The sequence below is a fragment of the Algoriphagus halophilus genome, from assembly GCF_041729275.1.
GTDB lineage: Bacteria > Bacteroidota > Bacteroidia > Cytophagales > Cyclobacteriaceae > Algoriphagus > Algoriphagus halophilus_A.
The window spans coordinates 1,432,174-1,447,225 of sequence record NZ_CP146486.1; the positions used below are offsets into that span (position 1 = coordinate 1,432,174).

Here is a 15,052-nt window from a genome sequence, read left to right on the forward strand (position 1 = left end):
GCTGATCCTTCTTGGTTGACGCTCATTTTTCATCTAGGCCTATTCTGAAAACCGCATGATAAAAAACATTATACAAAGGCCAGTTTTGGCATTGGTAATCTCCATTCTATTGGTATTGGCCGGTGCAGCGAGCATGACCATGCTTCCCGTAGAGCGATTTCCCGAAATCGCACCTCCTAGTGTCAGTGTGCAGGTTTATTACCCCGGTGCCAATGCAGAAACCGTAGCTAATTCAGTGCTCTTACCTCTTGAAGAGGCAATTAACGGGGCAGAAAACATGAGTTATGTCAACTCCACAGCCACTAACTCAGGAAGAGGTCGATCTACCGTGTACTTTGAGCCCGGGACCGATCCCAATGTGGCCGCTGTAGAAATTCAAAACAGGATCTCTAAGGTCATGGAGCAAATCCCTTCCGAGGTGAGAGAAGCAGGTATTGTCGTGTTGAAACGCTTGAAAGGATCTTTGATGACCATCAACATCTACAGTGAAAGTGATGATTATGACGAGACTTTCCTAAATGCCTACACCCGGATGAAAATCCGTAGAGAGTTAAAACGTGTGGGCGGTATTGCAGAAGCTTCCATCTTGCGCTCCCGGGATTATGCCATGCGAATTTGGCTCAACCCAGAAAAACTGGCGCTCTATGGATTGACTCCTAGAGAGGTGTTAAATGAAGTAAGAGACCAAAGTTTTGAAGCGGCTCCAGGTAGGTTTGGTGAAAACTCAGAGGAAACATTTGAGATAGTATTAAAACATAGTGGGCGATTCAGTGAACCAGAAGAATATGAAAACATCGTCATCAAATCTGAGGAGGATGGATCCCAACTTCGATTAAAGGATTTGGCCCGACTGGAGTTCGGTGCATCGAACTATGCCAGTGAGAACAAACTGGATGGTAAATCTGCAGTCACCATTGATATTGTACAGCAGCAAGGAGCCAATGCAGTGGAAATTGACAAAGCTGTTCGTGAAATCATGGAGGAGCAGGCTAAGGCATTCCCTGAAGGAATTCATTACAAAATCACCTATAGTGTGCGTGACCAAATCGATGAGTCTATGCACCATGTTCGACAAACCTTAATTGAGGCATTTGTATTGGTCTTTTTGGTTGTATTTATCTTCCTACAGGATTTTAGAGCGACCATCATCACGGCAATTTCTATCCCTGTTTCATTGATAGGCACATTCTTTTTCCTTCAATTAATCGGGGCCACCATGAATGTGCTCAGTATGTTCTCCATCGTGTTGGCAATCGGTATTGTGGTGGATGATGCCATTGTGGTGATTGAGGCGATTTACGAAAAAATCCACGATCAAGGAATGCAGGTATTGGATGCGGTCAACGCAGCTATGTCTGAAATCACCGGAGCGATTATTTCCATTACCATTGTGATTGCCGCCGTATTTTTACCTGCAGGCTTCTTAGATGGACCAGTGGGAGTATTCTATAAGGAATTTGCATTCACCATCATCTTTGCCGTTTTGATTTCAGCAATCAATGCATTGACGTTGGTTCCTGTTTTGAGCGCCTTGATTTTAGGTAAGAAAAAGGAAAAGAAGGCTGCTAAAAACAACCTGATCGGAAAGATCAAAGAGTCTGAGAAGATGGACAAAATCAAGTCTATCAAGACCAAAAGCTTAAAGAAATTTGACACTGTTTTTGACAAGTTTACCTTTCAATACATCCGATTAATCAAATGGGCCATCCTTCGTAAGTGGTGGACCGTAGGGGATTGGTCCTCGTGACTGGACTTACCTATTTCTTGGCCTCCAATACTCCCAAAGGTTTTATCCCTACAGAAGATGACAACTTCCTAATCTTCTCATTATCCATGCCGGAAGGTTCTTCGCTTTACCGAACTAACCAACTACTACGTCAGGCAGATTCTTTATTACACTTGGAGCCGGCTGTAGCTAGCGTCAACACAGTTTCTGGTTACAATATTGTGGATGATTCAGAAAGTGCTTCTACTGGATTGGGCTATGTGAAACTAAAAGAAGTTTCAGAGCGGGGAGACATTTCTGATATCCAGGAAGTGGTCAAGCATTTGACCAATAAACTCAGCGTTTTGAATGAAGCCAGAATCAATATGTATCCAAGACCGACGGTACAGGGATTTGGTAATTTCGATGGGGTCCAGATTGTTCTTCAAGATTATTCTGATGGGGATTTGGCTGAATTTGGAGTGTTGATCCATGAGTTTGTAGCGGAACTTTCCAGACAAAAAGAAATCGAAAAAGCCTTTACTTCCTACAACACCAATTTCCCTCAGTTCAAACTGAACATCGACTATGAAAAAGCAAAAGCTTTAGGGGTCAGTGTAAAAGACATGATGTTTACTATTCAGTCTAACTTCGGTAGAACCCGTGTGGGTGATTTCAACCGATTCACCCGTCAATACATGGTATACATGCAGTCGGACATTGAATACCGAGAAACCCCGATGCCATTAATTCAATCATGGTCAAAAATGACAAAGGAGAAATGGTGCCGCTTAGCTCCTTTGTAAGTCTTGAACAAACGTATGGACCGGAGACGGTATTTAGGTACAATCTATACAATGCAGCCAGAATCAACATTACACCAGCTCAAGGATACAGCACGGGTGATGTTATGGATATGTTGGAGAAATTCAGCGAAGATAAACTTCCTGCCAACCTTGGTTTTGAATGGACGGGGATGAGTTTGGAAGAAAAGAAATCTGGCTCCAGTACCACCACGATTTTCATCATCAGTATCATCCTGACTTATTTCATTCTGGCAGCACAGTACGAAAGTTTCTGGCTTCCTATGGCCGTGATTCTTTCTTTGCCTGCAGGTATTCTGGGGATTTTCGCTTCCATAAATTTGGTAGGCATAGACAACAATATTTATGTCCAGGTGGGACTGATCATGCTGATTGGTCTTTTGGCAAAGAATGCCATCCTGATTGTAGAGTTCGTGGCACAAAAAGAAGAGCTGGACTACCTGTCTTTGAGGCGGTCATAGAAGCCTGTGAATTGCGATTGAGACCTATTATGATGACCTCATTTGCCTTTACAGCAGGGTTGGTTCCCTTGATGTTCTCCGTAGGATCTTCCGCAGAAGGAACCAAATCAGTCAGTATTGGTACTGCCGGGGGAATGATTTTCGGGATTTCACTAGGACTTATTTTCATCCCTGTATTGGCCTATCTATTCCAACAGCTGCAGGATAGATTCACTTTGACTACCAGTAAAAAAGTAGAAACCGCAGAACAATGATGTACACTAAGAGATTAATACCCCTTTTCTTATTGCTTATCGTAGCGGTAAGTTGCAAAGTCGGAGAGAATTATACCCGACCTGAAACGGATTTACCCGATGAATTCTATGGTAGTAAAAAACTGCAAGACAGTGTATTTATCGGGGAAGAACAAATCGCTCTGATTTCTTGGGAAGATTTCTTCCAGGACTCCACGTTGAATTCCCTGATCGACACGGCGCTGTCAGGAAATTTTGACATGCAAAAAGCCAGAAAGCAAATTGAAATTGCAAGTGAAAGCTTCCTGCAAACTAAAGCCAATTTCTTACCTAGCCTTGGGGCCAATCCTGCAAGGTTTACCCGGGAATATTATTCGGAAAACTACAATAATTACGGCTCGAATAGAGCTAGAAGAAATCATCCAGATGGGGTTCCCAGAACCTTATATACCGAAAATTTAGCTTATGCGGTAGCATTGCAAGCAAGTTGGGAGATTGATATTTGGGGTAAGTTAAGATGGCAAAAAGAAGCTGCCCAAGCCAGGTATATGCAAACGGCAGAGTTTCAAAAAGCACTTCAAACGGCTTTGGTTTCGGAGATCTCTTCGACCTATTTCAATATGTTGATGCTGAAATCTCAGTTGACCGTGGCAGAAAGAAACTACAGCCTCAGCCAAAACACCTTAAAAATCGTCAAGCTTCAGTACGATGCTGGCGAGAACACATCCTTGGCTGTTCAGCAAACCCAGTCCCAGATGTTAAGAGCCAAGGCATTGATCCCTCAATTGGAAAAAGCCTATATCATCCAGGAAAACAAATTAAACAATTTGTTGGGAAATGTACCTTCTGAAATCGAACTGGAGGGAGTACTGGACCAGCTGGCACTAGATCACCGATTTAGTACCGGGGTACCGATCGACTTGATTCAAAACAGACCTGATGTGGCTGCTTCAGAGTATAATCTAGTAGCTGCCAATGCAAAAGTTGGGATCACCCAAGCCATGAAATACCCTTCTTTAACCATTAATGCGGGTGCCGGGTTAAACTCCATGAGTTTTGGGAATGTATTGGATCCATTCAGTTCTGGATTTGCCCTGATCAATGGGGCTTTGTTCCAGCCTATTTTCCAAAACAGAAAATTAAAGACCAATCACCGTATTGCGATCAAGGAACGTGAGATAGCTGAATTGGACTTCCGAGACAAAGTGAATACTGCCATTAGTGAAGTATCCAGTGCGTTGGTTAATATTGAAAAGCTTCAAGAGGAATACGATATTGCCCAAGAGCGGTTAAGGACGACTACCAAGAGTATGACTGATGCATTTTTGCTCTTTCAAAGTGGCTTTGCGAATTACTTGGAAATCATCAATGCCCAAGAGGATGCACTTCAAAACCAGCTGGAAGTGGTACAGTTAAAAATGCAATTGGCTTTGGCCAAAGTAGAATTATACAGAAGTCTAGGTGGCGGTTGGCAAGTCGAAGGGGAATGATCAAATAGATTTAATTAATTTTTGGATAGTTAGAAATATAGATTGGGTCACCTTGAACACTTGAGAGACGAGCGTCTCTAAATCGAAAGGTCCTCGACTCCGCTCGGACTGACACTTATTTAGCCTAAACAAATCAATCAGGGAACCTCAGCGTGACAAAAACCGCCCTTTTGCCAAGTACTATTCCTTTTGAAACGGCTACAAACAAAAAACAATCTTTTCTTACCTTTGCGCCATGAAGTCGGTAGCAGAAAACAAAAAGCTCAAAACATAGCGGAATACATTATTTACATGTATCAAATGGAAGACCTAGTAAGATCCTACCAAGGAAATCCAGACGAAATCAAACAATATGTCGTAGAAAAGTATCCCGTTTCTGAAAAGGAAAAAGCTGAAATATCCGATTGGTATTTATCCTTATTGGATCAAATGAATGTGGAACAAATTCTAGAAAAAGGGCATTTGAAGGAACTCCATCAATTGGTGGGGGAATTGGCTAAAATCCATTGGAATTTATTGAAATCGGATGGAACCTATTTTGAGGCTTATTCTAAAGTAAAACCGTTGATCATTGATGCGGTCATGCAGGCAGAAGGCAAAGACTTGGGAAACGAGATTCAGATTTGCTTAAATGGGATTTATGGATTGTTGCTTTGCCGACTTTTAGGAAAAAAGTCTCTGATGAACAGCTAAAATCTGCGGAAGCATATGGGGAAGTGTTGAGTTTATTAAGCTATAATTATCGAAAGAGAGAGAAGTTGTCTAAAAATTGAGGATAGATTTTGAAGGTTAGAGGATTGAGAAATTTTGAGATTACTTCACCCCAAATTTCAATAATACTGGTGTATCATAATCAGCCTTTTCTAAGATTCTGATTTCAGGAAAATCAGCCAAGATTGTCTTCCATATATTGTCGCCAGATAGGACGAGCTCCACCAAGTTCATTTTTGAAATGTACACATAAAAATCATTACCAGTTACAGCCAATGGACCTTTAATATCCAACATAAATTCTTCTTTATCACTTAGAAAAATTTGACTAGTATTGACATTGTAATAACCGATTCTAGGATCAATTACAAACCGACTTCCCTCTGTTTTTTTAACATTTAAATTAAAGAATAAATAAGATTCACTTTCTTCATAAAAGTTTGTCAAGAATGATAAATTTCCTGAAGAAAGCCTTTCAAAATAAGCATTCAAATCATGGCGATCCTCTTCCGGCCACAAATCATTTGATGATTCAAATTTATATCTAGGAGTAAAATTCAACTCTTTATCTAAAAAATACAGTGTTGATGAGGCTGGTTCATTTACCAAAACACCACCTAGATAAGAATTAGTTAAATTTCCAGAAATATGTTGCAACCCGATAGGAAAAGTTTCTTTCGGGAATGGAAAAGTAGTTTTTAATGTATCTCCATTATTATTTAAAACACTTAAATATTTAAAATATGGATTAAAATAAGTAAGTGTTAAAACCGGTTTATCGCCAAGCAATGTTATTTGATCTGCTTGAGTTTCCATTTTAAAATCTCTTACAAACGTTCCATCAAGACGAAATACTTTAACTCTAAAATTACCTGGTCCTATTACATAAATTTCTTCTCGGATAGGATCAAATGCATAATCACTAATGGAAGACATCTGATCAGGACCTTCACCTATTTCACAAATTCTATTTATAATATTTCCTTGAAAATCCACATTCAGTAAATTATCCAATTCATTATCAAAAATTATAAATCCGCTATTAGTTAGATCTATTTTACTAATTTCTGCTAAAAAGTAACCCCTTCTATTTTCCAATTCGACAACTTCTTTTAATTGAAAATTTTCAAGGAATTTCCCCTTAATCATACTATTTGAATCATCCAATGAAATTATTTTAGGGTACTCATTTACTTTAGCCCTTGAAGTTCTTTCAGAACAAGAAATTAAGAAGGAAAGAAAAAGAATACAACTTTTAGATGGAATCTTTCTAAGAACTTAAGGCACATAATTAAAATTAGATAAATATTTGTTTTTTTAATTCAGAAAAAACTAGAGGCTAAGGTTTCATAAATTGAAACCTAGCCTTTAGTACTTATTGCTCCCCTGAATCGTGACAAGCATCGGGATTACATCCCATACCATATTGAACACATGCTGTGTAATAAGACATTTTACTAGGACACAACTTTGCTTCAGGCATCATTACTGAAGGATCATAGTTTGCAAAAGTTGGTTGAGTAACACTAAAACAAAAAGCAAAACACATTGAACATGCTACAACAATCAATTTTTTCATAATTTTTAAATTTTTATTGGTTAAATGATATAAATAACACTTTAATTAAACACCTATTTTTTTTTCAAAGTTGTAATTAGTTTTTAGAGAACATAATTACAACTAACTGATTATCAGTTAATTTTTTTACCCCAAAAACTCCCAAATGCTTTTATATCCCTGATGGCTTTCAAAATACTGAAGTAACTGATCGAAAAATGGGTTTTGCGCCAAGGTGCTGCTATCGCCAATCAGAACCAGTTTTCGTTTTGCACGGGTTAAATTGACGTTCATCCGTTAAAACATAACGTTTTTGATGAACTTTTAAAATCTGCAGAAGCTTTTGGGGATGTGTTGAACTATCTCAGCAGGTATTACCAAACAGTTCATTCCCTGTCAAGTAATTAATTTTGGCTAATTCACAAATATAATCTATCTAAATTCTAAGCGATAGATAAATTATAGACATACTTTTCATTAGATGTCTTATAGCTTAATTTATTTTCAATTTAACTGAATCAAAAAATAAGGTATCTTCAACACCTGCCTGTAAATTAAATTCTTGAATATTCTTATTCCAAAAAAATCTTTCGTCCTTAAAAAAATAGTAATACATCTCAGCACTTTCATAAGGGATCTTATTAATTATATTGAAATCTGAATTTAAAATAATTAACTCCTTTTTGCTCTTAAACTCTTTATTTAGATATTGTTGTTCAGAAAGTCCTGCCCGAGCTTGCCTAATATATACATCATTTTCAGAATCATAAATTATCTTATCATAAGAGCTATTCATCCAATAATAAAAATTACCCAAGCTGGATTCACTAACAATCGTATTATTTTTATTTGTTTCTATTGGATCAACTACCAAATCACTATTTGCTAAATAAGTTTGGGGTTCAGATTTAAAATCTGTAACATAAATTTCATCAGATAGGGGGAAACTTATCACAAATTTATCTGCTTTAGAGTTATAAACAATGTCGATCATTTTCAATTGTTGAGAAATAACTTTGCTATCATAAATCTCTGGAAAATCTAATTCAAATTCTTCATAGGTTCCATTATCTAAATTAATTTTAGAAATTTTATTGGATGGATAGATATAATCCTCTGGAATCTGTACAGGCAACCTGGGAAGGGATTGCATATATACATTTCCATCCTTGTATGCAATTGGGGATCTTGGCAAAACTGAACCGAACCCATTTGAATGGTCTGAAAGTGATATTTCATTATATACCTCTCCATTAAGATTAGCCAAATAAATTATCTTAAACATTCCACTATAAAAAATTAACGAATCAGGATTAATATAATGAAAACCATATGGAAACATTATGCCTTGTAAGGAATTGGGGCCCTCCCAAGGAAACTTTATCTTATCTTTTAAAGTCTCTGAACCAAGATCATAAACTTGCAAAGTGTTTGCATTTTGATTGAACAACAATAAAGATTCCTGACCATCAATATCACCAACATCATTTAATCTATTATATAACGATGTTTCTGAATCTAGTGGAAGCTTATAGCTTTTTTCCTCAATTACTGAAGGTTGTTCTTCTTCATTATTGATTTTTTCATCTGGTGTTTTGCATCCATAAAAAAAGATAAAAAAAATCAGTATGTTTCTTAATTTCATTTTGTCTCGAATAATCAATTACCAATAAAATTAAAACCAGGCGAACCTGGTTTTAAAAAATCATTGTTCTCCTGCAGGTTTACCAAAATAACAAATAGGTCCTTCATAGTTAATTCCACAAGCAGCATATTGGCCTTCTTCATTGCTACCTGAAATACATTTACCAACAATTTGTCCAGGATCTGGTTGAGTGTCACACACCTGTCCATAGGTAGCAAAAACACTTCCAATAGAAAATAGAACTAAGCTTAAAACTAAAATTTTTTTCTCATAATAAAAACGATTTTAATTGAACAAAAATTTAATTAAGAATTTAATCTAACACCTATTTTTTTTTCAAAGTTGTAATTAGTTTTCTAGAGAAAATAATTACAACTAACTGATTATCAGTTATTTTTTTTACCCCAAAAACTCCCAAACGCTTTTATACCCCTGATGGCTTTCAAAATACTGAAGTAACTGATCGAAAAATGGGTTTTGCGCCAAGGTGCTGCTATCGCCAATCAGAACCAGTTTTCGTTTTGCACGGGTTAAATTGACGTTCATCCGTTAAAACATAACGTTTTTGATGAACTTTTAAAATCTGCAGAAGCTTTTGGGGATGTTTTGAGCTATCTCAGTAGGTATTACCAAACCGTTCATTCTTTGCCAAAAAACTAAAATCACCCATTGAGCAATACCAGCATTTTTTATAATTGTCGGGATTTTGATGCTACACTTTCTGGTCGGAATTGGCTATTTGATTTATAAAATCAATGGAATTAAAAGGATAATACACTTTACTTTAATTTGGGAAATAGATCAATTAAATAATGATCGATAAAATACCCTTCTTTTTTATTTATCTTTTCTATATTTCTAACATATACTTTTCCATCATTCATCCCCAAAGGTTGCTCTTTTAGCTCAGCTAATTTATGGTAAGATTTTGAGTCCATATCTAAGGCAAATATGGAATAGTGACTATTTTCATCTAATACACCAAAAAACCTGTTCCACTCCCAATCATAAAACGCATACCAGCACTGACTTTTCTTATCCAAATCAGGAAAACTATACCCTTGCATTTGGTTTGTATTGTTAGAGAATAAAACAAACCGGTTTTTTAAGGGTAGATTGAAAAGAAGTCCTTCTTTGGTCTGTGTTATGTAGTAGACAAAAAAGCTGTAAGTACTATATGTCTCCAAACTATTTTTAAGGTCCCAATACCTATTCTTTGAACTTTCTTCAAACTTAGAATCTTGATATTGAGCAAATGCCCCACTTTCCCAATTATACACCCAATAATCGGGGGATTTAAGCCATTTGTTCTCATCCATTTTATAACCAATGGTATATTTCTCCAAAGCAAGTAACTTATATCCTTCTAAAAATTCAGTAGAAATAGGAGGCTTTTCAGCTTTTATTCTTTTCTCCAATAGTTCAAATTTATCCTTAGAGACCTGAACTACGGTACTTCCAAAGTTATGGAGAATGATAAACTTACTTTGTTCTACTTGAATGAAACCATTTATAGAAATGAAATTTGGAGAACTATTGGTGTAATTTTCTAAAAACATCTGATTGATGCTCAAGCTGTCGGTAATCAGTCGCTGACTATTTAACAGAATCACATCTTTTGGCCTTGAATTTTTAAAGCGAATAGAAATGATTTCGTCCTCATTTAACCAAAATAGCTTCGAAAGATCGTGGTTATCATTTCCATAAAACATATTATCCAATGACAGTTCTAGTGCTTGAAATTCAGATGGATCTGTAGATTGTGGTTTGGCTTGAGTGATGACAAAGAAGAAAAATCCAAGGCAAATAAGTATTCTATTCATTTTTCAATTTTCTAACTGGTAATAATTATTTAGAGGAAAAATGTCGTCACTTTCAAGATTAGATTTTTTTGAAATAAAACCATTTTTAAAAGCAGATTGGTAGATAAACTCATTCCCATCAAATTCCTCTGGCAACTCATTGACTTCAACTAAATTTAAATTTTTATCAAAAATAATGGCATATAGCTTCTTTGAAGAACAAAAGCCGGTTGCATCTTTGATGCACTTTGAAAAATCCGAACAAATTTTTCCTGATTCTTTACAAAGAATAAATTTCCAAAATAAGAATTGGACTTGTTAAAATCCCTGATACCTTTAGTATCATATTCGTTCATATCGTACTCCAGTGGAAGGCCAAGTTCAAATTCTGGAACAGATCCACATTTTTTTCCAAATGCTGTCCAACAAGGTCAAAAACATATAAATCAGGATCCATTGGATAGCTCAAAACCACTCTGTCTTCCACTAGCTCGACAATCGGGTGACTTAGGTAAAAAGGTAATAAGGTGTTTTTATCTGAAGCATAAATCCCTGGATATTTCCCAAAAAAATTAACAAATCCTTTTTTATCTAAACTATATTCTCCGATAGCAGGAAAGTTCTTTTTTCCTCCACAAAAAACCACTGATCCATTTGCCTTAATGGAATTAGAAAACTATTTCTCTCAGGAATGAAATGGAAAGTGGCTCCAAAACCAAAATATAACCCAAAATTGTCAAAGCCTTCTTTTGGCATTTCCCATAAATTCTCCCTGTACAAATTATAGGAATCTAGAATCTCGCCTTGCCTGTTGATTAAAAAAATAACCGGAAATTGAAAATCAGAAATTAAAATACTGTCCTTGGAAATCACCTGTACACCAGATGGGTAAGTAATAAAGTTGGGATCAAGGGTAATTTCTTCTATAAAGCCACCATTCTGTAAGTCTGCCACAAAAAGCTTATTTTTAGGCTTACTTGGTAAAAAATATCCCAATGAATCCTCGAAAATAAAAGAGGATATTATTCCTCCTCCAAAATCATCAGGTGATTGTATTTTTAGGTCTTCAGGTTTTGTGTTTTCTTGAATAGTAAAATCTACTTGACAATCACTATTTTCTAAATCAATGGATCTCTGACATGAAAACAATAACAAAAGTATAGATGAGCCTATTAAAAATAAATTTCCTCTCATTTTATTAAAATTAGCCCCTATCAAATAAGATAGGGGCAATCCTTTTATTCGCTTCCAGGTTCTTGGATATCTCCTACTTTACAATCATTATTCCACCAATGTGTCATACACTCTGCTCCACCATTAGCCAAAGGAACCCAATGTCCTTGCTTTAAAAATGGTCCTGGTTCTTCAGCTTTAATTACATTTAAGCTACCAATTAGGATCAAACAAAATGTGAATCCTGCAAAAATTAATTTTTTCATAAATCTTAAAATTTTAAAAGGTTAAAATTAAATAAATAGTCTTTCAATTAAGCAACTGTTTTTTTTTCAAAATTAAATTTAGTTTTCTTAAAATTTTAATTTTAGGTGGCTGATTATCAGTTAGTTTTTTTTTACCCCAAAAACTCCCAAACGCTTTTATACCCCTGATGGCTTTCAAAATACTGAAGTAACTGATCGAAAAAGTTATTTTGAGCGAGGGTGCTACTATCTCCAATGAGTACCAGTTTTCTTTTTGCACGGGTCAAAGCCACATTCATCCTGCGTTCATCGGCCAAAAAACCAATTTCCCCCTTTTCATTAGATCGGGTTAATGATATCAACATCAAATCCCGTTCTTGTCCTTGGAAACCATCAACGGTATCGATGGTAATCCTATCCGAAAACGCCTTCAGGTTAGGATAATCATATCCCTCAAAAATCAAGGATCTCAACAAGCGAACCTGAGCTCCATATGGGGCAATTAATCCAATGGTCCATCCTTCTTGCTTAAAATTTGAAATTCCAATTCTCACAATCATCTCATTCAAGTATCGGCAGGCAAAAGCAGCCTCTTCGGGATTGAATGTACTGAGGCTTTCTTCTTCTTTTTGATCTGTAAATCCAGCTCCAGCTGTATCAATCCACTCCAAGACCCCTTCCTCATTTGGAAAAAATGGCTTGAGGTGTTAGCAGCTGCTCTAAGTTCTCCATGATAAAAATAGTCATTGGAAAAGCCCATGATATCTTCTGGCATCCGATATTGTATTTGCAACATCTGCGCAGCCTGAGGTTTTCTGGTTATTACTTTTTCAAAAAGTGTTTTAGCCAAGCCCTCTTGTGCCGCATGATAGGATTTGATCGTAGGAGGCAGCTGACAATGATCTCCTGCCAAGACGACTTTCTTGGCCTTTAAGATCGGAATCCAAGTGGCTGCTTCCAATCCTTGTGCAGCTTCATCTATAAATACCACATCAAATTCCATCCCTTTCAAACTATAGGTGGAGGCTCCTACCAAGGTGCTCGCAAAGACTTTGGTCTGCTGAAAAATATCGTATTGGATGTATTCTTCCAGAGATTTGGCTGCTTCCCTGATCCTGCTCACTTCTGCATACATTAATTTACGCTGCACTCGCTCTTCTGGTCCAAAATTGCGCTTGTACTGCTTGGCCAATTTTAAGTACTGATCAGTTTCTTTACGAAGCTTTTTAAGATCTCTGTAGCTGGCATGGTTAGCTGTTTTGGCATCCAACGTCTGATTCAAAATTTTCTCCTCTACACGTGCCGGGTGTCCCAATCGCAAGGTCTCTATTCCTCTATCTATTAATTTTTCAACCAACAGGTCCACTGCGGCATTACTTGGTGCGCAGACTAAGATGGATTGTCCCGCAATCACTGCCTGCTCTATGGCTGCAATCAAGGTAGTGGTTTTCCCGGTACCCGGAGGGCCATGCACAATGGCTACATCTTTGGCATTGGCTATTTTGAAACAAGCTTTATTCTGGGAATCATTTAGGAACTCATTTAGTGGCTGTGGCTTGTCTGAAAACTGAGGAGCTTTGTCTCCAAGTAACATATCTTTCAGTTCTTCCACCCGTTGATTTTCTCCCGAAATCACCTTCTTTAAGGCAAACTCCATTTCGCGGTAACTAGCCTCATCAAACAGTAAATCGACTCCCAGTCTATTCCCTTCCATCCAATCTGGGATTTCATCTACCTGAAGCGTAACCGTCATGGAATTTTTCTTCACAAAATTGATCACTCCGTTCACCCGGTGCTCGGCACTTTGATAACTATCCTGAGTGGTAAAAAATGATACAGATTTTCCGGAATTAAAGGCAGATGGATGGTTGGAGTCGAATCGTTCCACCTCTACCAACAATCGTTCCCCCATCCCTATCTTACTCTTTTTCAATTGGATCGGATGCCAGGTAATCCCCTCTTTTTTCTTATCTGCCAAAGAAGTATTTAAGAATTTTTTCTTGTATTGAGCGAGGTCTTCCTGCCATTCTAACTTCAGCAGTTTCAGTCCATTTTTTAATTCTTCCTTGATATTTGGCATCTATCCGTATTTTAGGGTTGAAACTAATCAAAACCTTTTAGGTTTTCTATTCAAAAAACAAGGATGAATTACTTAGCCCATGCCTATCTTTCCTTTCATCAAGAAGAAATTCTCGTGGGTAATTTTTTTGGTGATTTCGTAAAGGGGAAAATGATGGATCTATACCCCACTGGCATAAGACAAGGAATCCTATTACATCGTGAAATCGATAAATTTACGGATACCCATCCACTCGTAAGAGCAGGCCAGACCTACCTCAGACCGAAATTTGGTCACTATTCTACCGTCATTACCGACATTTATTTTGACTATTTCCTAGGAAGAAATTGGGGTAGATATTCGAATCAATCTCTGGAAATCTTTACCAAGGATGTATATGAACAAATATCAAGGTATGAAAATTATTTCCCTGAGCGCTTTGGCAATCTGTTTTACTGGATGAAAAAAGATAACTGGCTTTTAAACTATTCTTCCATTGAAGGGATCCAACGCTCCTTGACAGGATTATCTAAAAGAACTCGGTTTGATTCTAAAATGGAACAAGCACATCTGGCCCTCTTGGAGAAAGAAGCAGAATTTGAATTGATATTTTTCGCTTTTTTCGAAGATTTAAAGACTTTTGCAAAGCAAAAACTGGACGAAATCCAACAAAACAATGATTCTGATTAAACCAAAACTCTCTACCTACTTTTCATTAGGACTTGTAGTCCTGATCCTAATTGCTGGACTTGTATTTATTTTACGTGATTTTGCCTATGTAGGAAGTTTTGGTCTTTGGTTTTATTTGATTGCTTGCCCTTTAATTTCTTTAGTCATTTTAATGATCTTAGTCAAATTATTGGCTGGATACCGATTCATTGCGGCAGGAAAAGATCAAATTGTTGTTAGGATGCCGCTTAAAAGCTATCAGAAGGTGTATCCGGTAACCGAGATTTTAGCATGGGATGAAGAAAAGGTCATGGCCAACAAAAAAGAGTTCAAGCAATTGACAGTGGCATTCAAAGATCAGCAATCAATCTCTATCTCCAACCATGAACATGAATCCTATGATCAATTGATCAAGTACCTACTGAAGAAGGCAGGAAAGCAAAAAGTTAAAAGCAAAAAAGCCTGAGAATTTCTCAG

At 36.9% G+C, this 15,052-nt stretch carries 16 protein-coding genes and 1 pseudogene; 6 read left to right on the top strand and 11 right to left on the bottom strand.

Annotated elements, in window-relative coordinates; translation table 11 throughout:
- Window positions 1–55: 55 nt before the first annotated feature.
- From V8V91_RS07690 to V8V91_RS07705, 4 genes and pseudogenes are all read left to right on the top strand, one after another.
- Window positions 56–1,747 (top strand): efflux RND transporter permease subunit, encoded by a 1,692-nt coding sequence (locus V8V91_RS07690; RefSeq protein WP_373399574.1) that lies wholly within the window; start codon window positions 56–58, stop codon window positions 1,745–1,747.
- Window positions 1,744–3,244 (top strand): annotated as a pseudogene (locus V8V91_RS07695) (efflux RND transporter permease subunit). The gene V8V91_RS07690 and the pseudogene V8V91_RS07695 overlap by 4 nt, the downstream one beginning before the upstream one ends.
- Window positions 3,241–4,713, top strand: a complete 1,473-nt coding sequence (locus tag V8V91_RS07700; RefSeq protein ID WP_373399575.1) for an efflux transporter outer membrane subunit — start codon at window positions 3,241–3,243, stop codon at window positions 4,711–4,713. Before V8V91_RS07695 ends, V8V91_RS07700 begins: the two are co-directional and overlap by 4 nt.
- A gap of 228 nt (window positions 4,714–4,941) precedes the next feature.
- Entirely contained in the window at window positions 4,942–5,406 is a 465-nt protein-coding gene (locus V8V91_RS07705; protein ID WP_373399576.1) for a DUF4924 family protein, read from the top strand.
- Window positions 5,407–5,526: 120 nt separating this feature from the next.
- On the opposite strand, the gene V8V91_RS07710 is transcribed toward V8V91_RS07705, so the two are convergent.
- From V8V91_RS07710 to V8V91_RS07760, 11 genes are all read right to left on the bottom strand, one after another.
- Window positions 5,527–6,690 (bottom strand): 6-bladed beta-propeller, encoded by a 1,164-nt coding sequence (locus V8V91_RS07710; RefSeq protein ID WP_373400641.1) that lies wholly within the window; start codon window positions 6,688–6,690, stop codon window positions 5,527–5,529.
- A 109-nt stretch (window positions 6,691–6,799) separates the two neighbouring features.
- Window positions 6,800–7,003 carry a hypothetical protein gene (locus V8V91_RS07715; protein WP_373399577.1) on the bottom strand — a complete coding sequence of 68 codons (204 nt, stop codon included), beginning with the start codon at window positions 7,001–7,003 and terminating at the stop codon, window positions 6,800–6,802.
- A 126-nt stretch (window positions 7,004–7,129) separates the two neighbouring features.
- Window positions 7,130–7,276 carry a hypothetical protein gene (locus V8V91_RS07720; protein WP_373399578.1) on the bottom strand — a complete coding sequence of 49 codons (147 nt, stop codon included), beginning with the start codon at window positions 7,274–7,276 and terminating at the stop codon, window positions 7,130–7,132.
- A 199-nt stretch (window positions 7,277–7,475) separates the two neighbouring features.
- Window positions 7,476–8,627, bottom strand: coding sequence for a DUF4221 family protein (locus tag V8V91_RS07725; RefSeq protein ID WP_373399579.1), 1,152 nt, complete (start codon window positions 8,625–8,627; stop codon window positions 7,476–7,478).
- A 60-nt stretch (window positions 8,628–8,687) separates the two neighbouring features.
- Window positions 8,688–8,828, bottom strand: coding sequence for a hypothetical protein (locus tag V8V91_RS07730; protein ID WP_373399580.1), 141 nt, complete (start codon window positions 8,826–8,828; stop codon window positions 8,688–8,690).
- Window positions 8,829–9,026: 198 nt separating this feature from the next.
- A complete protein-coding gene (locus V8V91_RS07735; protein ID WP_373399581.1) occupies window positions 9,027–9,173 on the bottom strand; it encodes a hypothetical protein in 147 nt (48 codons plus the stop codon).
- Window positions 9,174–9,406: 233 nt separating this feature from the next.
- A complete protein-coding gene (locus V8V91_RS07740; RefSeq protein ID WP_373399582.1) occupies window positions 9,407–10,450 on the bottom strand; it encodes a hypothetical protein in 1,044 nt (347 codons plus the stop codon).
- Window positions 10,451–11,020: 570 nt separating this feature from the next.
- Window positions 11,021–11,623 (bottom strand): DUF4221 family protein, encoded by a 603-nt coding sequence (locus tag V8V91_RS07745; RefSeq protein ID WP_373399583.1) that lies wholly within the window; start codon window positions 11,621–11,623, stop codon window positions 11,021–11,023.
- 44 nt (window positions 11,624–11,667) lie between these two features.
- Window positions 11,668–11,868: a hypothetical protein gene (locus V8V91_RS07750; protein ID WP_373399584.1), complete on the bottom strand. Its 201-nt coding sequence runs from the start codon at window positions 11,866–11,868 to the stop codon at window positions 11,668–11,670.
- Between the two features lie 131 nt (window positions 11,869–11,999).
- Window positions 12,000–12,518, bottom strand: coding sequence for a C-terminal helicase domain-containing protein (locus V8V91_RS07755; RefSeq protein WP_373399585.1), 519 nt, complete (start codon window positions 12,516–12,518; stop codon window positions 12,000–12,002).
- Window positions 12,413–13,927, bottom strand: a complete 1,515-nt coding sequence (locus V8V91_RS07760; protein WP_373399586.1) for an AAA domain-containing protein — start codon at window positions 13,925–13,927, stop codon at window positions 12,413–12,415. The genes V8V91_RS07755 and V8V91_RS07760 overlap by 106 nt, the downstream gene beginning before the upstream one ends.
- Window positions 13,928–13,990: 63 nt before the next feature.
- On the opposite strand from V8V91_RS07760, the gene V8V91_RS07765 reads away from it, so the two are divergent.
- Window positions 13,991–14,596, top strand: coding sequence for an ACP phosphodiesterase (locus tag V8V91_RS07765; RefSeq protein ID WP_373399587.1), 606 nt, complete (start codon window positions 13,991–13,993; stop codon window positions 14,594–14,596).
- Complete coding sequence (locus tag V8V91_RS07770; protein ID WP_373399588.1) at window positions 14,583–15,041, top strand: hypothetical protein; 459 nt, start codon at window positions 14,583–14,585, stop codon at window positions 15,039–15,041. Before V8V91_RS07765 ends, V8V91_RS07770 begins: the two co-directional genes overlap by 14 nt.
- Window positions 15,042–15,052 lie beyond the last annotated feature (11 nt).